At 72.6% G+C, this 18783-nt stretch carries 15 protein-coding genes; 7 read left to right on the plus strand and 8 right to left on the minus strand.

Annotated elements, in window-relative coordinates:
• Positions 1–85: 85 nt before the first annotated feature.
• The 4 genes from ACWGJB_RS08685 to ACWGJB_RS08700 are packed head-to-tail and all read right to left on the minus strand — an operon-like array spanning position 86 to position 4206.
• On the minus strand, positions 86–1057 hold the full coding sequence (locus tag ACWGJB_RS08685) for an arabinan endo-1,5-alpha-L-arabinosidase (protein WP_453379486.1): 972 nt from the start codon (positions 1055–1057) through the stop codon (positions 86–88).
• A gap of 10 nt (positions 1058–1067) precedes the next feature.
• Positions 1068–1919 (minus strand): carbohydrate ABC transporter permease, encoded by an 852-nt coding sequence (locus ACWGJB_RS08690; RefSeq protein WP_453379487.1) that lies wholly within the window; start codon positions 1917–1919, stop codon positions 1068–1070.
• Positions 1916–2854 (minus strand): carbohydrate ABC transporter permease, encoded by a 939-nt coding sequence (locus tag ACWGJB_RS08695; RefSeq protein WP_453379488.1) that lies wholly within the window; start codon positions 2852–2854, stop codon positions 1916–1918. Before ACWGJB_RS08695 ends, ACWGJB_RS08690 begins: the two co-directional genes overlap by 4 nt.
• On the minus strand, positions 2851–4206 hold the full coding sequence (locus ACWGJB_RS08700) for an extracellular solute-binding protein (protein WP_453379489.1): 1356 nt from the start codon (positions 4204–4206) through the stop codon (positions 2851–2853). The genes ACWGJB_RS08695 and ACWGJB_RS08700 overlap by 4 nt, the downstream gene beginning before the upstream one ends.
• Before the next feature lie 267 nt (positions 4207–4473).
• Here ACWGJB_RS08700 and ACWGJB_RS08705 point away from each other — a divergent pair, with 267 nt between their 5' ends.
• Genes ACWGJB_RS08705 through ACWGJB_RS08715 form a run of 3 tightly spaced genes read left to right on the plus strand, consistent with a single transcriptional unit; the run spans position 4474 to position 7695 of the window.
• The gene (locus ACWGJB_RS08705) at positions 4474–5076 is read left to right on the plus strand and encodes a toxin-antitoxin system, toxin component family protein (RefSeq protein ID WP_453379490.1); all 603 of its coding nucleotides are present in this window, start codon (positions 4474–4476) and stop codon (positions 5074–5076) included.
• A complete protein-coding gene (locus tag ACWGJB_RS08710; protein WP_453379491.1) occupies positions 5073–6308 on the plus strand; it encodes an MAB_1171c family putative transporter in 1236 nt (411 codons plus the stop codon). The genes ACWGJB_RS08705 and ACWGJB_RS08710 overlap by 4 nt, the downstream gene beginning before the upstream one ends.
• Positions 6301–7695: an NAD(P)/FAD-dependent oxidoreductase gene (locus tag ACWGJB_RS08715; protein WP_453379492.1), complete on the plus strand. Its 1395-nt coding sequence runs from the start codon at positions 6301–6303 to the stop codon at positions 7693–7695. Before ACWGJB_RS08710 ends, ACWGJB_RS08715 begins: the two co-directional genes overlap by 8 nt.
• A gap of 35 nt (positions 7696–7730) precedes the next feature.
• Here ACWGJB_RS08715 and ACWGJB_RS08720 read toward each other — a convergent pair whose 3' ends face one another.
• A complete protein-coding gene (locus ACWGJB_RS08720; RefSeq protein ID WP_453379493.1) occupies positions 7731–8597 on the minus strand; it encodes an SMP-30/gluconolactonase/LRE family protein in 867 nt (288 codons plus the stop codon).
• A complete protein-coding gene (locus ACWGJB_RS08725) occupies positions 8594–9367 on the minus strand; it encodes an IclR family transcriptional regulator (RefSeq protein WP_453379494.1) in 774 nt (257 codons plus the stop codon). The genes ACWGJB_RS08720 and ACWGJB_RS08725 overlap by 4 nt, the downstream gene beginning before the upstream one ends.
• Positions 9368–9488: 121 nt before the next feature.
• Here ACWGJB_RS08725 and ACWGJB_RS08730 point away from each other — a divergent pair, with 121 nt between their 5' ends.
• Entirely contained in the window at positions 9489–10088 is a 600-nt protein-coding gene (locus ACWGJB_RS08730; RefSeq protein WP_453379495.1) for a hypothetical protein, read from the plus strand.
• Here ACWGJB_RS08730 and ACWGJB_RS08735 read toward each other — a convergent pair.
• Positions 10069–10941 (minus strand): ATP-grasp domain-containing protein, encoded by an 873-nt coding sequence (locus ACWGJB_RS08735; protein ID WP_453379496.1) that lies wholly within the window; start codon positions 10939–10941, stop codon positions 10069–10071. The genes ACWGJB_RS08730 and ACWGJB_RS08735 overlap by 20 nt on opposite strands.
• 157 nt (positions 10942–11098) lie before the next feature.
• Here ACWGJB_RS08735 and ACWGJB_RS08740 point away from each other — a divergent pair, with 157 nt between their 5' ends.
• The 3 genes from ACWGJB_RS08740 to ACWGJB_RS08750 all read left to right on the plus strand — a co-directional run bounded on the left by ACWGJB_RS08740 (position 11099) and on the right by ACWGJB_RS08750 (position 15101).
• Positions 11099–12166 carry a MerR family transcriptional regulator gene (locus ACWGJB_RS08740; RefSeq protein WP_453379497.1) on the plus strand — a complete coding sequence of 356 codons (1068 nt, stop codon included), beginning with the start codon at positions 11099–11101 and terminating at the stop codon, positions 12164–12166.
• Positions 12167–12265: 99 nt separating this feature from the next.
• Positions 12266–13747, plus strand: a complete 1482-nt coding sequence (locus tag ACWGJB_RS08745; RefSeq protein ID WP_453379498.1) for an acyl-CoA synthetase — start codon at positions 12266–12268, stop codon at positions 13745–13747.
• A complete protein-coding gene (locus ACWGJB_RS08750; protein WP_453379499.1) occupies positions 13740–15101 on the plus strand; it encodes a carboxyl transferase domain-containing protein in 1362 nt (453 codons plus the stop codon). The genes ACWGJB_RS08745 and ACWGJB_RS08750 overlap by 8 nt, the downstream gene beginning before the upstream one ends.
• Position 15102: 1 nt before the next feature.
• On the opposite strand, the gene ACWGJB_RS08755 is transcribed toward ACWGJB_RS08750, so the two are convergent.
• Entirely contained in the window at positions 15103–18705 is a 3603-nt protein-coding gene (locus ACWGJB_RS08755; protein ID WP_453379500.1) for a S8 family serine peptidase, read from the minus strand.
• Between the last annotated feature and the right edge of the window lie 78 nt (positions 18706–18783).

Below are 18783 nucleotides of genomic sequence, written 5' to 3' on the forward strand. Positions count from 1 at the left end.
GTTTCTGAATCGTGGGCGAGTGGGGGTGGTTCGTGGCTGGCCGCGCCCACGCGGCGGAGCCGCAAACGGACACAGCCCCGCGCCCCTAAAAGACTCTGGGCCAGCCGTCCTTTGTCCAGCCCAAGGGGTTGAGCCCCAGCTTCGGGGTGCCGTTGTCGGCCGCGTCGTAGTAGTGGTACGCCAGCCATGTTCCGCCGTGGACGCTGAACGTTGATTCGCCGCCCGGGCCTATGTACCTGCCGTGGCTCGCCAGCAGCAGGTCGCCCCCGCCGTTCAGCATCGGTGTGCCCGTGCTGTCGGTGTACGGGCCCGTCACCGACGTCGAGCGGCCCACCCTGATCTTGTAGGTGGAGTTCACTCCGGCGCAGCAGGCGTCGTAGGACGCGAAAAGGTAGTAGTAGCGGCCGTGGTGGAGGATCGAGGCGCCCTCGACGGCGTAGGGGGCGTCGGGGCGGGTGGCGAGGTGGGCGACGGCGGCGCCGGGGATCGCCTTCCCCGTGCGCGGGTTCAGCTCCACCATGCGGATGCCCGTCCAGTACGAGCCGAACGCCATCCACAGCTTGCCGTCGGCCCGGACGACCGCCGGGTCGATGGCGTTCCAGGAGTCCGTCGTCTCCGACGAGAACGCCTTGCCGTGGTCGGTCCAGGTGCCGGGGAGGCCGGACGGGGAGGTGGCCACGCCGATCGCGGAGTGGTTGGTGCCCCAGGAGGAGACGGCGTAGTAGAGCCAGTACTGGCCGTAGCGGTAGGAGAGGTCGGGGGCCCAGGGGTCGGCGGTGGAGTTGTAGTCGTACCACCAACCCGGCGGTGCGGTGAAGGCGTTGCCCGCGTCGGTCCAGTCGTGGAGGTTCGTGGAGAGGCGGGCGCCGATGATGCCGCCGGTGGAGTAGGCGACGTACCGGCCGTCGCCGAGCTGGTGGACCGTGGGGTCGTGGACGATCTGCCGGCCGGTCAGGGGAAGGGGGTCGGGGTAGGTGACGTCGGCGGAGGCGGTGGCGGGGAGGAGGGCGATCGTCGCCGCCGCGAGCAGGGCGGCGACTCTGGGGAAGCGCTTCAACTCGGGCTCCTCACTGGCCGGCCAGGCCCGTGTGGGCGACGCCCGCCACGATCTGGCGCTGGAAGAAGACGAAGACGACGATCAGCGGCAGGCCCGCCATGAGACCGCCGGCCATGAGCTGGGCCCACTGGATGCCGTAGGAGTTCATGACGGTCGCGATGCCGTTCGGCATCGTCATCAGGTCGGGGTTGTTGGTCACCATGTAGGGCCACAGGAAGTTGTTCCACGAGGCGATGAAGGTGAAGATGCCGACCGCGGCGAGGGAGGGACGGGAGAGCGGGAGGACGATCGTGAAGAAGACCCGCCAGCGGCCCGCGCCGTCGATGAAGGCCGCCTCCTCCAGTTCTCGCGGGACGCCCTGGAAGAACTTGTAGAGGATGTAGACCATGGCGGCGGGCGCGCACTGGGGCAGGATCATGCCCCAGTAGGTGTCGACCATGCCCATCTGCTGGACGGTGGTGAACAGGGGGACACCGAGGACGGCCGGGGAGACCATGAGGCCGGACATGACCAGGGCGAGCAGCGGGCCCTTGCCGCGGAACTCGGTGCGGGCGAAGCCGTATCCGGCGAGCGCGCTCACCAGCAGGACGATCGACGTCACGCAGACCGAGACGACCAGGGAGTTCACGAACCAGTCGGTGATGTTGCCGGTGTCGAAGAGCGCCCGCCACGCCTGGCCCGTCCAGTGCTCGGGCAGCCAGTGCGGCGGCACCTCAACGGCCTCGGTCTCCGACTTGAGGGAGGTGAACAGCCCCCAGGCGAGCGGGGCGAGGAAGACGACGGAGACGGCCGCGCCGAGGAGGGTGAGGACGATCTGGCTGGGCGTCCAGGTGGACTTGCGGTGCGGTACGGCCGTGGTCATCGGGTGGCCTCCTCGGTGCGGTTGCGCAGCAGCCACATCCTCGCGAGGGCGACGGCGGCGATGATCACGAAGAAGATGACGGAGATCGCGGAGGCGTAGCCCACGCGGTAGCTGGTGAAGCCCTCTTCGAGGGTGTACTGCACGAAGGTGCGGGTCGAGTTCTCCGGTCCGGGGCCGAAGTCCATCATGACCACGGCCTGGTCGAAGACCTGGAGCGAGGCGAGGATCTGCAGGGCGACGACCAGGCCGGTGATGTTGCGCAGCATGGGGAGCGTGATGTGGACCGCGCGGTGCCAGGCGTTCGCGCCGTCCAGCTTCGCGGCCTCGTAGAGGTGGGCGGGGATGGACTGGAGCGCGGCCAGGTAGAGCAGGAAGCTGAAGCCGGCCGTCCACCACAGGGTCTCGACGACGATGGCGAGCATCGCGTACGACTTGTCGGTGAGCCACGGTGTGTCGATGCCGAACACGTGGTTGATCATTCCCGTGCCAGGGTTGAACAGCCACTGCCAGAGGTTGCCGGCGACGGTGGAGGGGAGAAGGAAGGGCACGAAGAAGCACAGCCGCCACAGCCATTTCCCGCGCTCGATGTGGTGGGCGAGCATCGCGAGGAGGAAGGCGAGGACCGTGATGCAGGGGACGACCAGCAGCGTGAAGTACGCGCTGTGGCCGAGGGCGTCCCACATCAGCGGGTCCTTGAGGGCCTCGCGGTAGTTGTCGAGGCCGATGAAGCTCTCGCCCGCGCCGGTGATGTTGGCGTCCGTGAGGCTGAGGTAGATGCCGCGCAGCAGCGGCCAGATCACGAAGAGGGCGAAGAGGAGGAGGAAGGGCGCCACGAACCAGCCGCCGTGCTGGAAACCCGGCCTGCGGCGGACGGTGGCGCTGTCGGCGGCGGTCCTGGCCCGTGCCGGGGCGAGAACGGTCTCGGCGGTCGTCATGCGGCCGTACCTCCCTGCGCGGCGGTCCTGCCGTCCATGGGGTTCTTCATCGCGAGCAGCTTGGCGAGTTCGCTCTTCATCCGGCCGGCCGCGGCGTCGGGCCTGGCGGAGCCGAGCGTCGAGGAGACGACGATCGGACCGACGCGCTGGGCGAGGATGCCGGTGGAGCCCGCGAACCACACCTTGGGCTCGTTGGCCTGGTGGTCCATGGCCGACACGTACTCGTTCTGCGGGTACAGCTTCTTGTACGCGGCGGTCGTCAGGGTCGGCGTGTACGCCGGGATGTGGCCGCCGGCCGCCCACTGCCGGGCGTGGGTGACGACGTAGGCGGCGAGCCGGTGGGCCGCCTCGTCGGTGGCGCCGCCGCGGTCGGACTGGTGCGGCAGGACGAAGGAGTGGGACTCGGCGTGGGTGGCCTGTCTGCCGAAGACGGGCGGCAGCGGGATCGCGCCGTAGTCGAGCTTCGCCGCGTTGTAGACCGGCACCGACCAGTTGCCCTCCCAGGCGAACGGGGCGCCGTTGATGAACTGTTCGGCGCCGACGGAGCCCATGGCCGGGTCGGCGTAGCCGTCGGTGACGTGCCGGCGCAGGAACTCCAGGACCTGGGTGGCCCTGTCGGTGTCGAAGGTGACCTCGGTGTCGGCGTCGTTGAACCAGGTGCCGCCGAGCTGGGTGTAGAAGGCGACGAAGAACCACCACTGGAAGTTCTGGTCGTTGATCCACAGGCCGATGGTCTGCAGGCCCTTCCTGGTCGCCTTCTTGGCCTCCTTGAGCACACCGAACCAGTCGTCGGTGGACGTGATGGGCACGATCCGGTCGTCGGATCCGAGCAGGCCCGCCTTCTTCAGCACGTCCTTGCGGTAGAAGCAGAGCTGGACGTGGACGTCGAGCGGCAGGGCGTAGAGCTTGCCGTCGATGAGGCCGCGCTGCCACAGCCCGGGGTTGTAGTCCTGTTGCCGCAGGCCGTACTCGGCGAGCAGGTCGACGTCCCAGGCGTCCAGGAGGCGGCCCGGCGCGAAGCCGGCGACCCGGCCGATGTGCATGACGCCGAGGTCCGGTGCGCGGTTGCCGGCGGCCGCCATGGCGAGCTTGGTGTAGAAGGGATTGCCCCACTGGAGGGTGGAATCCTTGACCGCGATGTCCGGGTGCGCCTTACGGAAGGCGTCCAGCATCGCGATCATGTTGTAGCCGTCGCCGCCGCTGAAGAGGTTCCAGTAGCGGACGCGGGTGCGCGCGGTGGAGGCGAGCGCGTCGGCTCCGGTGCCGAGGGCCGCGAAGCCGAAGCTCGCCGCCGCCGCCAATCCGCCCGCCGTGCCCAGTAGGTGCCTGCGACTGAGGCCAGGTCGTCCCATTGCCTGCCCTTACCTTCGAGGAACTTGCCCGTATCACTTACTCGTATCACTTGTTCGATATTTCGACTCATGCCCGTAACTTCGAACGGGACCGTAAAATCGAAGCGCTTGCGCGTCAATGGGTCCGGCGGGACTTTCCTGCGCCGGCGGTCGTTCCGGGCTGAACCACCGTCGCCGGATCGCATGACGCGGACACATCCGGACGCGTAATCTCGGACGGGCCGACGCAGCACGGCGACCGCCGTGGGGCGGGGCGAAGGGGGAGCGATGGACTTGGCCGGCGCGCGGCACCGGTGGGCCCGGACCGCCGCGAGGCTGCGGCGCTCCGGTCCGGGCGCGCAGATGCGCGTCCTCGCCGCCGACCTCACCGCCGCCGTCCGCGCCCGGCCCCGACAGCCCGCCGGGGTGGGCGAGTTGTGCCGGGCGCTGTGCGAGGAGATGACCGCCCTGCGCGCCGGGCGGCCGGTGGAGCTGCGGTTCGAGCGGTTCCCGGACGAGATCGAGGTCACCGGAGTCTGGGTGGAGTTCCAGGACTTCGACCTGGTCATCGTCGAGGAGCGGGCCGAGGCCGTGCAGCAACTGGTCATCCTCGGGCACGAGTTGTGGCACCTGCACACCGGCCGCCGGCATCCGCACGAGGTCGGTCCGGAGGCGGCCCGCGCGCTGGCCGGCCAACCCGGCTGGCGGGACATGGCGCTGACGGTGGCCGCGCGCAACGGCTCCCGGGAGACCGACGAGGCCGAGGCCGACGACTTCGGGTACCGGCTGGCGACCGCCTTCCGGCCCTACATCGAGCACCCGCGCCGCCCTCCGTCCGACCCCGTCCAGCGCACCCTCGGCTACCGCGGACGCGGCGGAGCGGCTCGGTGACCACCCCCTTGTCGGCACGGACCCCCTCGGGGCTGCTCAGCGAGCTCTACATCTCCTTCTGGATCCCCACGGCGGTGCTGACCACCGCCCTGGTGATCAAGCTGCCCACCATCATCCGGCTGTGGCGCGACCCGCTGCTGCGCGCGGTCGGCGGACTGCTGCTGCTCGCCTGCGCGGTGTTCGTGTTCTGCACGCCGTCGACGATCGCCGCCGTCAACCGGTGGACCGGCGTCCCCAACATCTCCGCGCCCTGGTGCTATTCGCTCATCACCGCGTTCGGCGGCTCCTGCCTGCTGCTGATCATCGCCTGGCGCAACGGGCTCGCCGACCGCTCGGCCGCCACCCGGCGCGCGATGCGCTGGGTGATCGCCGGCTACTCCTCGGTGATCGCCGCCCTGTGGCTGCTGTTCGCGCTCGCCGACGTACCGGTGGAACGGCTCCGGGACCTGGACACGTACTACGCCACCACCCCCTTCATGCGCGAGGAGATCCTGCTCTACCTCGTCGCCCACTGCGTGGCCTGTCTCATCACCTCGCGGCTGATCTGGAACTGGGTGCGCACCGAGGGCCTCGACGCCTGGCTGCGCTGGGGACTGAAACTGCTCGGCGTCGGCTACGTCCTGAACCTGATCTTCGACGTCTGCAAGCTGGTCGCGGTCACCGCCCGCTGGTGCGGCTCGGACCTGGACTGGCTCAGCACCAGCCTGGCCCCGCCGGTCGCCGCCCTGTCCGCGATCAACATCGCCGTCGGCTTCATCCTGCCGCACGCCGGCCAGTACCTCCACGACCGCTGGCGGGTCCGGCTCGCCCACCACGAGCTGCGGCCGCTGTACCAGCTGACCCGGACCGTGCACGGCGACGGCGTCCCCTTCGTGCTGCGCGCCACGCCCGAGCTGCGGCTGACCCGGCGCGAGACCTTCATCCGGGACGTCCTGCTGCCCCTGACCCGGCGCATCGACGCCGACCTCGACCGGCGCTCCTACGACGCCGCGCTCGGCCTCGGCCACCCGCCCGAGCGGGCCCGGGCACTGGCCTCCGCGGTCAGCATCCTGAACGCCGTCGGCACCCGGGGCCGTACCCCCGAGCCCGCCGACGCGGCCGGCGGCCCGGACGCCACCCACCTCCTCCGGGAGATCGGAGCGGTGTCCCGGGCGCTGCGCCACCCCGACCGGATCGAGGCGGTACGGGAACGTGCGACCGCCCCAGCAGAGAGCGTTGCCCTTCATGACTGACCGTACCGCCGTCGTCCTCGGCGGCTCCCTCGCCGGCCTGCTCGCGGCCCGGGCGCTCACCCCCTTCACGGACCGGGTCGTGGTCGTGGAACGGGACGCGCTGCCCGCCGGACCGGAACCGCGCAAGGGGCTCCCGCAGGCCCGGCACGTCCACCACCTGTGGTCCGGCGGCGCCCGCGCCCTGGAGGAACTGCTCCCCGGCACCATCGGACGGCTGCGGTCGGCGGGCGTACGGCGGCTGCCGGTGACCACGGACATGGTGGCGCTGTCCCCGCAGGGCTGGTACCGGCGCTGGGCGGAGTCGGCGTTCGTGCTGCCGGGCAGCCGGGACCTGCTGGACTGGGTGGTACGGGAACGGGTCCTCGCCGACGACCGGATCGAACTGCTGCCGCGGACCGAGGCGGTGGGCCTGCTCGGCACGGAGCTCGCCGTCACGGGCGTACGGCTGCGGGCCCTCGACTCCGGCGCGGAGCACGTGCGCACCGCGGGACTGGTAGTCGACGCGACCGGCCGGGGCTCCCGCACACCCGCCTGGCTGGCCGGACTCGGCCTGCCCGCACCGGAGTTCCGCGAGGTCGACTCCGGCATCGCCTACGCCAGCCGGATGTTCCGGGCCCCGGCGGAGGCGGTCCGCACCGGCTTCCCGATCGTCCACCTCCAGGCGAGTCCGCGGGGCGGCGGCCCCGGACGCGGGGGTGTCCTGATGCCGATCGAGAACGGCCGGTGGCTGGTCACCCTCTACGGCAGCCGCGGCGGCGAACCGGGCGCCGACGCCGGCGACTTCCTGCGCTACGCCCGGCAGGAACTGGCCCACCCCGTCATCGCCGAACTCCTGGCGAACGCCGAGCCGTTGACCGACGTGTCGGTGACCCGTACGACGGCCAACCGGCGCCACTTCTACGAACGGGCCCAGGCCTGGCCGGAGAACCTGGCCGTCCTCGGCGACGCGGTGTGCGCGCTCAACCCCGTGTACGGGCACGGGATGTCGGTGGCGGCACAAGGGGCGCTCGCGATGCGGGACGTGATACGGCGTCAGGGTTGGGGCTCCCCCGGGCTCGCGCGGTCCCTCCAGAGGGCGGTGAGCCGGCCGGCGCGGGCGGCCTGGGAGCTGTCGACGGGGGCGGACGTGTTCTACCCCGGCGCGACGGAGAACGGCCCGACACTGCGGGACCGGCTGGCACAGGCGTACGTGGACCGGCTCCTGTACACGGCGACCGGGAACAGCCGGATCGCCCGCCGGGTGACGGACGTGACGTCGCTGGAGCGGGGCACGGAGGTGCTGATGACACCGGGTGTGGTGCTGGGCGCGCTGGTGGGCCCGCTGAGACCCCAACTGACCCGCCCCCCACTGACCACGGAGGAACTGAAGGCGGCGGGGGTCCTGTAGGCGGGGCGGCAGAGTGCCCCCCGCCTCCCCAACCGCTACCCCTGGAACGCCGGTTGGGCAACTCCCTTCCCGGCGCCCGGAATCACCAGCAGGGAACCCGCCGTCGGATGCGGCCGCTCCAACCCCACCCGCGCCGACGTGACGTACAGGTCGGTCAGGTCGGCGCCGCCGAACGCACAGGCCGTCGTCAGCGGTGTCGGCAGGCTGATCACCCGGTCCAGCTCGCCGTCAGGCGTGTAGCGGTGCACCGCTCCCCCGCCCCACAGCGCCACCCACACACAGCCCTCCGCGTCCACCGTCAGCCCGTCGGGGAACCCGGCATCCTCCTCGATGGTCACCAACGGGCGGCGGTCGAAGGGGAGTTCGCCGTCGTAGTCGAAGACGTCCACCCGGCGCGTCGGCGTGTCGACGTAGTACACGCGGCTGCCGTCCGGGCTCCAGCCCGTCCCGTTGCTGACCGTGACATCGGGCAGCAGGGTGGTGACCGAGCCGTCACCGGTCACCCGGGACAGCGTGCCGCCGCCCACCGTCTCGTCGTAGCGCATGGTGCCCGCCCACAGGGAGCCGTCCGGCGCCACAGCCGCGTCGTTGGCACGGCGGCCGGGGACCGGCTCGCGGTGCAGCCAGCGGAACGTGTCGTCGGGGTCGAGGAGGCCGACGCCGTCGCGGAGGTTGAGGACCAGGCCGCCGTTCGCGCGGGGCTTGACCGCGCCGATGTGCTGCTCCGCGGTACGGATCGTCCGGCGGCCGGTGGCCGGGTCGTACGTGTGGATCCGCGCGCCCAGGACGTCGATCCAGATGAGCCGGCCGGTCGCCGCGTCCCACGTCGGGCCCTCGCCCAGCGTCGCCTCCGCCGCCACCGCGACCTCGTACGCCGTGTATGCCGTGCGCCCCGTCGTCATGCCACGCTCCGGTGGCCGAGGCGCTCGGAGAGTTCGGCGGCGCCCTTGGCCGCGAGCTGCTCCAGCTCGACGCGGCGCTCGTCGCTCCAGCGGATCATCGGGACGGAGACGGACAGCGCCGCGACGACCTGGCCGGTACGGTCGCGGACCGGCGCGGCGACACAGGAGACGTCCGGGTTGGACTCCCGGCTCTCCACGGCGACGCCCCGCGCCCTGATCTCGGTGAGGGCCTCGCGCAGCGCGCCCGGCTCGGTGATGCTGTTCGGGGTCATCGCGACGAGGTCGGCGTCGTCCGGGATGCGCGCGGTCAGCTCCGGCTCCGGCAGCGAGGCCAGCAGCATCTTGCCGACCGAGGTGCAGTGCGCGGGGAGCCGGCGGCCGGCGGCGGAGACCATGCGGACCGCGTGCGTGGAGTCGACCTTGGCGATGTAGATGACGTCGGTCCCTTCGAGGATCGCCACATGGACGGTCTCGTCACAGGTCTCGGCGACGGACCGGGCGACCTGCTGGCCCTCGGCGGCGAGGTCGAGCTGCTCGGCGTACCGGCTGCCGAGCTGGTACGGGCGGACGCCGAGCCGGTATCGTCCGGGCTGTCCCGGTACGGACACGATGTACGACCGGGCGGAGAGCGTGGTCACCAGCTCGTGCACGGTGGTGCGCGGCAGCTGGAGTCTGCGCACTATGTCGGGGGCGGAGAGAGTCCCGTCCCCGTCGAGGAAGAGCTCAAGAATGTCGAGAGCCCGGGTCACGGCAGGCACGAGGCGTCCCACGTCCGGCCCCCTCCCTTGGGTCTAGGCGCCGGATATCGTCGGAAGCTGCGGGAGCCGTTCGAGATATCAACAGGCGATCGGCATGACGAACACAGGCTAGCCATCGAGGATTGCCCGGGCAATGGCCGGGAACCAGCCGGGGACGGGTATGTGCACCATGGGTGGCATGCAACTGGACTTCCAGCTGGTGCTGCTGCGCCGTATGGCCGACCACAACCCGGACCTGGTCGAGGACGCCCGGCGCGCGCTGGGCGCGTCGATCGCGGACATGCGGGAGGCCAACAAGCGGTGGCAGGCGATGGCCCGCTCGCCCCGGTCCCGCTCGGCGGCCGCCCGCTACCGCTCGGTCCTCGGCCCGCCCGACTCCGAGACCAAACGCACCGTCGGTGACCTGGAGTGCATGGCCTGGCAGTGGCCCCTCCCCCTGTGGCCCACGCTCCGCTTCGAGGTCATGGCCGGCCCCGGCGGCGCCGTCTGGAACGAATGGCTGGTCCGCGCCCCCGGCGCCCCCGCCCCGAAGCTGGAGACCCTCGACGACCTCACCCCGTGGTCCTGCACGGTCGACGAGGCCGCCCGCGCCTTCGCCCCCGCCCGCCCCCTGGAGGGCACGGCCCCCACCCGCTGGGGCCTCACCTTCAGGGTCCCGGACGGCCGTCAGGTGGTCGCGGAGTTCACCTGGGGCCTGCTGCAGCGCACCGCGGTCATCGACGAGCCGCGCTGAGGATCGCCTCCGCCACCCCGTCCACCGATCCGGGGTGCAGGAACAGGAACAGGTTCGGCTCGACCAGCTCCAGCTCCATCACCTGTGGCTGTCCGTCCGCCCCGTCGACCAGGTCCACCCGGGCGTACAGCAGCTCGGGCCCCTCCGGTACGGCGGCCAACGCGCGCTCCGCGACGGCGAGTTCGTCCGGGGTCGGGTCCCACCGCGCCAGGTCGGGGTGGGCGACCTTGTCCGCGTCGTACGCCGTGCCCGGGGTGAGGACCGCCCGCTTGCGGCTGGCGTGCAGCAGCCGCCCGCCGAAGAACTGCAGCGCCCGCTCACCGCTGACGTCGATCCCGGCCACGTACGGCTGGACCACCGCGGTCAGCCCCTCGTCGTGCATCCGGGCCAGGTGCCGTACGGCCGTCCCTTGCTCGTCGGGCGTGTAGCGGGCGGCGAACCGGGCGCCGGCGCCGAAGGTGGGCTTGACGACGAAGTCGCGGTCGGACGGCAGCTCGACCGGGTCGCCCGGCGCGAGATACCGGGTCGGCACGACGGGCACACCGGCCGCCGCGAGATCACCGAGATACCGCTTGTCGCTGTTCCAGCGGACCACGGCGGCCGGATTCGCGATCCGGGTCGCCTTCCCCACCCGCTCCACCCACGGCAGGAACTCCTCCGTACGCCAGCTGTAGTCCCAGGTGGAGCGGATGACGACCAGGTCGAAGCCGCCCCACTCCACGTCGGGATCGTCCCAGGGACGGGCGACGGCGTCCGCCCCCGCGGCGGTCAGCGCGCGCAGCAGCACCGGCAGGTCCTGGTCCTTGCTCGGCTCCGCGCCGGGGTCGTAGGTGGCGAGGGCTATTCGGGGCACGGCGGGGGCTCCCTTGTCCTGGTGGCGGCGGGTGTTCCGGTCCGTCGCAGGCTAACCACTCCTGCCCGCCGTACCGCAACCGCGGCCGCCCCGTTGACCTTCACCTTCGGTGAAGCCCCAGCATCGGTGGCAGACGTCGAGGAACACGAGGTACGGCATGAATTGGCTGACCATCGGCGCCTTCGCGAAGGCCTGCCGGCTGTCGCCGAAGGCACTGCGGCTGTACGACGAGCTGGATCTGCTGCGGCCCGCCCGGGTCGACCCGGACACCGGCTACCGGTACTACGCCGTCGAGCAGCTCGAACGCGCCCGGCTGGTGGCCTGGCTGCGGCGGCTGGGGATGCCGTTGGCGCGGATCCGCGAGGTGTGCGGGTTGCCTGCCGGCCGGGCCGCTCAGGAGGTCCGGGCGTACTGGGCCCGGGTCGAGGCGGAGACCGCCGTACGGGCTGACCTGGCCGCGTTCCTCGTCGACCACCTGTCGGGAGAATCGAGAAGGGAAACGACCACGATGCTGGAGTTGCGTTACGCCGCCCACTCGGACCGGGGGCATGTCCGGCCGGCCAACCAGGACACCGTGTACGCGGGGCGCCGGCTGCTGGCCGTCGCCGACGGCTGCGGGGCGACCGGGGCCCGGGCCAGTGCCGCCGCCGTGGACGCGCTGAAGTTCCTGGAGGACGCCGAGTTGTCGGCAGGGAACGTACTGAACCTGCTGGAGGACGCGGTGCGTTCGGCGGACGAGGCGGTGCGGGACGTGACGGAGGGGAACACGGATGCCGGTACGACGCTCACCGCGCTGCTGTGGACCGGGTCCCGGCTGGCCCTGGTACACATCGGGGACTCGCGGGCGTACCTGCTGCGGGGCGGGAAGCTGTTCCGGATCACCCACGACCACAGTGTGGTGCAGTCGCTGATCGACGAGGGACGGCTGACCCCGGCGGAGGCCGCCACCCATCCACAGCGGATGCTGCTGGCCAGGGCGCTGGCGGGGAGCGAGCCGGCGGTGCCGGACCTGAAACTGCACGAGGCCCGGGACGGCGACCGGTACCTGCTGTGCTCGGACGGGCTGACCAGGTTGGTCTCCGATCAGCGGATCCGGGAGTTGCTGAGCGGGGGCGGCCCGGCGGACGCGGTGCGGGCGCTGGTCGAGGCGGCCAACGCTGCGGGCGGGGACGACAACGTGAGCGCGGTCGTCGCCGACGTCGTACCTCGCACCCACCCGCTGTGATCAAGGTCGGTCGGCGGAGTGTGGGGTGGGGCGGCCCCGGAGGGCGGTGGCTGGTGTAGGAAGGGGCTGTCGAGGTTCCGACGGGTGAGGAGTCGTCGCGTGTCCTTTCTGTTTCCGGCCCTGGTGGACGGTCCGGGCGAGCGCAGCGAGACGGGGGTCCCCCCGGCCGAAGTCCGGGAGAGGGTCGCTCTGCGGTTCGGCGCACGGTCGCTGACGTACGGGCAGCTCGCCGCCGCCGCGGGCGCCGTCGCGGGCCGCGTCCGGGACGCCGACCGGGTCGCCGTCTGGGCGACTCCGGAGCTGGAGACGGCCGTCGCCGTCGTCGGCACCCTGCTGGCCGGCAGAGCCGCCGTACCGCTCAACCCCAAGTCCGGCGACAAGGAACTCGCACACATCCTCTCCGACAGCGCGCCGGCCGCGGTGCTGACCGCCCCGGGGACCGAACTCCCCGCGGCCGTGGCGGGCCTGCCGCGTATCGACGTCGACGTGCGGGCCGCCGGCCCGGTCCCCGAGGACCGCACCACCGAGGCCGACCCCGCCCTCGTCGTCTACACCTCCGGCACCACCGGCCCGCCCAAGGGCGCCGTCCTCCCGCGCCGGGCGCTCGCCAGCACCCTGGACGCGCTCGCCGACGCCTGGCAGTGGACCGGGGACGACGTGCTGGTGCACGGGCTGCCGTTGTTCCATGTGCACGGGCTGGTGCTGGGGATTCTCGGGCCGTTGCGGCGCGGTGGTTCCGTGCGGCACCTCGGGCGGTTCGACACCGACGGCGTGACCCGCGAGCTGAACGACGGCGCCACCATGCTGTTCGGCGTCCCCACCATGTACCACCGGATCGCCGAGGCGCTGCCCGCGGACCCCGCGCTGGCGAAGGCCCTCGGCCGGGCCCGGCTGCTGGTCTCCGGGTCGGCCGCGCTGCCCGTCCACGACCATGAGCGGATCGCGGCCGCGACCGGGCGCCGGGTCGTCGAGCGGTACGGCATGACGGAGACGCTGATGAACACGAGTGTGCGTGCGGACGGGGAGGCCCGGGCGGGGACCGTCGGGGTGCCGCTGCCGGGTGTGGAGCTGCGGCTGGTTGAGGAGGACGGGACGGCGCTCGCCACGTTCGACGGGGAGACCGTCGGGGAGATCCAGGTACGCGGTGCGAACCTGTTCACCGAGTACCTCAACCGGCCCGACGCCACCGCCGCCGCCTTCACCGCCGACGGCTGGTTCCGCACCGGCGACATGGCCGTGCGCGAGCCGGACGGCTATGTGCGGATCGTCGGCCGCAAGGCCACCGACCTGATCAAGAGCGGCGGTTACAAGATCGGGGCGGGTGAGATCGAGAACGCGCTCCTGGAGTATCCGGGGGTGCGGGAGGCCGCCGTCACCGGGGAGCCGGACGCGGATCTGGGCGAGCGGATCGTCGCCTGGATCGTCCCGGCGGATCCGCAGTCCCCGCCCGGGGAACGGGAGTTGGCGGACCATGTCGCCGGCCGGCTCGCCCCGCACAAGCGCCCGCGTGTCGTCCGCTACCTGGACGCCCTCCCCCGCAACGACATGGGGAAGATCATGAAGCGGGCCCTGGGTGTCTGACAACCGGCCGGTCCGGCTCTCCGCCCGGCAGTTCCTCGACCTCGTCGCCGACCCCGGCACCTTCGCCGAACTCCCGCACCCGGCACGGGAGTCCCGGCCCGACGGCCCTCTCGGCTGGCAGGGTTACGACGCCTCGCGCGCCCGCGCCGCCGGGCGCACCGGCGAGGAGGAGTCCGTCGTCGTCGGCACCGCGCGGGTCGAGGGCACGGCGGCCGTGCTGATCGTGTTCGAGTTCGGGTTCCTCGGCGGCTCGCTGGGCGAGCGGACCGGGGACCGGCTGGAGGCGGCGTACGCGCATGCCCGCGGGCACCGGCTCCCGGTGGTCCCGCTGGTCGCCACCGGCGGCAGCCGGATGCAGGAGGGCATGCTCGCGCTGTCCCAACTCCAGCGGGTGGCACGGCAGTCGGCGCTGACCCGGGAGGCGGGGCTGCCGCAGATCGCCGTGCTGCGCGATCCGACGACCGGCGGTGGCTGGGCCACCCTGGGCGCCGGCGCCGATGTCGTCCTGGCGCTGCCCGGGGCACAGGTGGGCTTCGCGGGCTCCCGGGTCCGGCCGCCGGACGCGGACCCGGCGGCGTACACCGCCCACGCGCAGCTCGCGGCCGGGTCGGCGGACGCGGTGGTACCGCTGGAAGAGCTGAAGGCGGCGCTCGGGCTGTGGCTGCGGCTGCTCACCAACCCGGCCACGGCCCCCGCCGACCCGCCGGACGCCCTGGGTGACACCGGCCTGCCCGCCACCGGATGGCAGGCCGTCCAGCGGGCCCGGTCTCCGCGACGGCCACGCGCCCAGGCGTACCTGGACGCCTGCTTCGGTGACCGCCGGGCCGCCCTCGTCGGCGACCGGTGCGGCGGCGCGGATCCGGGCGGGATGCTGTGCGGGTTCGGCGAGCGGGACGGCCGTACCGTCGCCTTCGCCGCGCAGACGGGCACGGCGACCCGGCCCGCCGGATACCGGACCGCCACCCGCCTGATACGGCTCGCCGACCGGCTCGGGATCCCCGTGCTGACCCTCGTCGACACCCCGGGCGCCGCCAACGACGCCGAGGCGGAACGGCAGGGCGCGGGCGCGGCGATCGCGGAGCTGTTCGGCGCGGTGGCGGCAGCCCGGACGCCGATCACCACCCTCGTCATCGGCGAGGGCGGCTCGGGCGGGGCGCTGGCGCTGGCCGCGCCCGGCAACACCTGGGCCACGCCCGACAGTTACTTCTCGGTCATCGCCCCGGAGCTGGCGGCGGCGATCCTCAAACGGCCTCCGGAGGAGGTCGAGGCCACCGCCAGCCAGCTGCGGATCCGGCCGCAGGACCTGGTGGAGCTGGGGGTGATCCGGGGCATCACCGGTCACCCCCGGCGCTGAGTCACCTCACTCCCACCGCCCGGACGATCTCCTGGGTGACCGAGCCGCCCCGGTCGTCGCTCGCCGAGGCGCGCAGCGAGACGTACCCGGCGTCGCGCGGCACCGCGAGCACGCCCCGCCCGGCACGGGTGAGGGGGACGTTCCGCCAGGAGGCGCCGTCGTCGTACGACACCGCGAGGCGCGGGCCGCCGAGGGTGCCGGTGCCGGTCGCCCCGGCCACGTACGAGACGCCGATCCCGACCGGGACCCGGTGGCCGCCCCTGACGTCCCCCGCGAGGTCGGTGTCGACGTCGAAGGCGAGGTTGATCAGCGGAAGGTAGCTCCAGTGGTCGTCCGGGGTGGCCGCCGACCGGAAGGTCCACTCGGCGTGACCCCGGGTGGCGAGCGGCCACCTGCCGGCGTCCAGGGCGGTGTCGGTGACCACCCGGTAGGTGTGCTCGTCGGCCGGCGCGTCCCACACGTACGCCCCGGAGCCGGTGCGCCGGTCGACCAGGGTGCCGTCCTGGTAGACCGAGGTCTGCTGGGTCATCCCGCTGTCCTCGCTCCACACGTCGCCGAAGCCGGTGTGGTCGGGCCCGGAGTCGCCCCAGCCGGGGGTGTTGAACTCCAGCTGGTTGCCGGCACGTTGCTGGCCCCAGCCGAGTCCGGTGCCGAGCCAGGGATGCCACACCGGACGGAACCAGTTCAGCGCCGGCCGTGATCCGCCGGTGTACGTCACCAGTCCACTGCGCTCCTCCAGCGTGCCGTCGCCGACGGTCACCGACTCGTGCCAGCGCTGGCCGGGTCCGGTGGAGACGTAGTCGGTGCGCTCGGCCGGGAAGTCGACCCGCTGCTGGAAGCCGAGGCCGACCGGGAAGGCGTCGGTGATCGAGTACCGGAACTCGCCGCCGCCGACCGGCCGCGCGGCGTGGAACTTCACGTCCACGGCGGCGAGTTGGCGGCGGGTGGGGGCGTAGGTCAGGTTACGGTCCGGTATCGCACCCCGGTGGCCCTCCGAAAGGTCGTACACATAGGGCGAGTTGCGGGTGCCGGTCATGTCCACCCGGCCGGCCGCCCGCAGTCGGGCCGCGTCTGCGGCGTCGACCGTGGCTATCTGGAGCGGCCGGTCGGTGTTGTCGTCGGTGCCCCACCAGGCCATCAGCCGGCCCGGCGTGTCATCGGTGACGAACAGCGCCCTGGCGCCCGCTTCCTGCGCGGCCCGGGCGAGGGCGGTGGGGTCGGCGCCGGCGGCGAGACGGGCCAGGACCGCCTTGCCCGTCACACCGGTGAAGGGGCCGTCTCCGACGTCGACGAGCGGCAGCCGGGTGCGCCCCTCGAGGAGCGTCCCGCCGGACTGCACGGTCGCCTCGCCGATCCCCTTCACCGCCAGCAGCGGCTTCGCGAGCCGCCACACGGTCCGGTACTCGAAGGTGCCCCGGGTGACGTTCGCGGTCGGCGCGGCGAAGACGCTGTCGTAGGTGAGCGGCACCTGGACCGCGCCGAAGAGGTCGGTGCCGTTCGCGTTCCGGTCGTACTCCATGAGGAGCTGGTCGGTCTCGGTGCGCCGTTCGGTGACGGCCTTGATCTCCCGCAACTGCCGTCCGTCCAGGGTGACTTCGCGGTCGCGGTCCAGGGTGATCCCGGGGGCCGCGAGGAAGCCGAGGCCGAGGGAGTCGGCGCCGTGGCTGCCGTGCACGTCGAGGAAGGAGGTGAGGCTGTAGGTGCCCGGCTGGAGGCGGAGCCTGAGGGTGCCGGAGTCGCCGACGCGGGCGGGCTCGGCGTCGGACCCCTCGGCCAGCCGCTGTACGACGAGGTCGGCGGCGGTGGCGGCGCCGTCCCGGTCCTTGACGTGCACGGTGAGGGTGTACCGCTCCTCCTCCTTGACCAGCCCGAAGACGGTGTGCGCGACGGGGGTCCCCGTTCCGGCGAGGGCAGCCACGATCTGCCCGCTGGTGTTCCCGACGGCCGCGTCGGCGCCGTTCCCGGTCACGGTGGTGGTGGCGGTGCCGTGCGCCGGGACGGTGAGGGTGTCGTCGGCGAGGGTGACGACGCCGTCCGGGGCGCCCTGCGCCGTCAGGTTCAGCCGCACGTCGTCGTCGGAGGTGTTGGTGTAGGTCAGCGTCCTGGTCACCGGCTGGTCCGCGTCGTACGGCCAGCCGTAGAAGCCGAGGTCGGCGCTGCCGGTCGCGGTGACCTGCGCGCTCACCGCACCGGCGACGTCGACCCGCCCCGCGCCCAGCAGGTAGGCGGAGGCGTCGAGCTGCTTCGACGTGGACATCAGGGCGTCCTTGAGCTGCGCGCCCGTCCAGTCGGGGTGCTCCTCGGCGAGCAGCGCGGCCGCCCCCGCGATGTGCGGGGTCGCCATCGACGTACCGCTCATGGTCGTGTAGTAGCCGCTGCCGGAGGTGAGCTGGGAGCGGGCGGCGAGGATGTCGACGCCGGGGGCGGAGAGGTCGGGCTTCAGGGCGTTGTCGCCGTACCGGGGGCCCGCGCTGGTGAAGTAGGCCGCCTGGTCGTCCGCGTCCACCGCGCCGACGGTGAGGGCCGCGTCGGCGGCGCCGGGCGAGCCGATGGAGGAGGGGGCTCCGGTGTTGCCCGCGGCGACGACGAACAGCGCGCCGGTCTCGGCGGACAGGGTGTTCACCGCCTGGGCCATCGGGTCGGTGCCGTCGCTGGGCTCGGTCGAGCCGAGGCTCATGGAGATCACCCTGGCGTGCACGTCCCGGGCGGCCCACTCCATGCCGGCGATGATCTGGGACTCGCTGCCCGATCCCTGGTCGCTGAGCACCTTGCCGACGGCGAGGGTGGCCCCGGGCGCGACACCCTGCTCCTTGCCGTCGGAGGCGGCTCCGCTGCCGCCGACGGTGGAGGTGGTGTGGGTGCCGTGGCCGTTGCGGTCGGCGACGTCCTCGCCGTCGATGAAGCTCCTGGTGGCGCCGGTCCGGCCGGCCAGGTCGGGGTGGGTGAGGTCGGCGCCGGTGTCGAGGACGGCGACGGTGACGCCCTTCCCCGTGTAGCCGGCGTCCCAGGCGGCGGCCGTGCCGATCTGTGCGTTGCTGTCGGCCATGGTGGCCTTGACCCGGCCGTCGAGCCAGACCTTGCCGAGGCTCTTGCGTGCCGTGAAGGTCCGCCAGAAGGTGCGCCCCCGGCCGGCGTCGACGGCGGCCCCGCGCAGACTGGGCAGCGCCCGGGTCCGCTCGGCGCCACGCACGGCGGTGGCCCCCTTGCGGTAGGTCACGATCAGCGGCAGGGCATCGCTCCTGGCATCCGCGAGCCCCTGCCGGATCAGCCCGCTGACGTCGAACAGCCGCCGGTCCAGGGTGCCTTCGCGCAGATAGGGCAGGGCTTCGTCGGGTACGACGGTGATGTCGCCGTCGTCCACCTGGGTACGGACGGCACCGGTGGCGCCGGGCGGCCGCTGGACGGTGACCGTCTTCTTGCCCTGCCCCACGTCGGTGACGGTGACCTTGTCGCCGGTGACCAGGGTGACGGTGGTGTCGCTCGCGGGCGAGCCGGCGGCGGCCGCCGGCGCTGTCGCCGTTGTCGCCGTTGTCGGGAGCAGGCCGATCACGAGGCCCGCGGACAGCAGGGTCGTCCCACGCCCGATGGTTCGTCGTCTTCTCATCCACGCCTCTTCTCGAGGGATGCGATCAGGTGCGTCGAGTGCTGGGAAGAGTGTCACGGTGCCGGTGTGGCAAGGGAG

The sequence above is a fragment of the Streptomyces sp. NPDC054813 genome, from assembly GCF_053611365.1.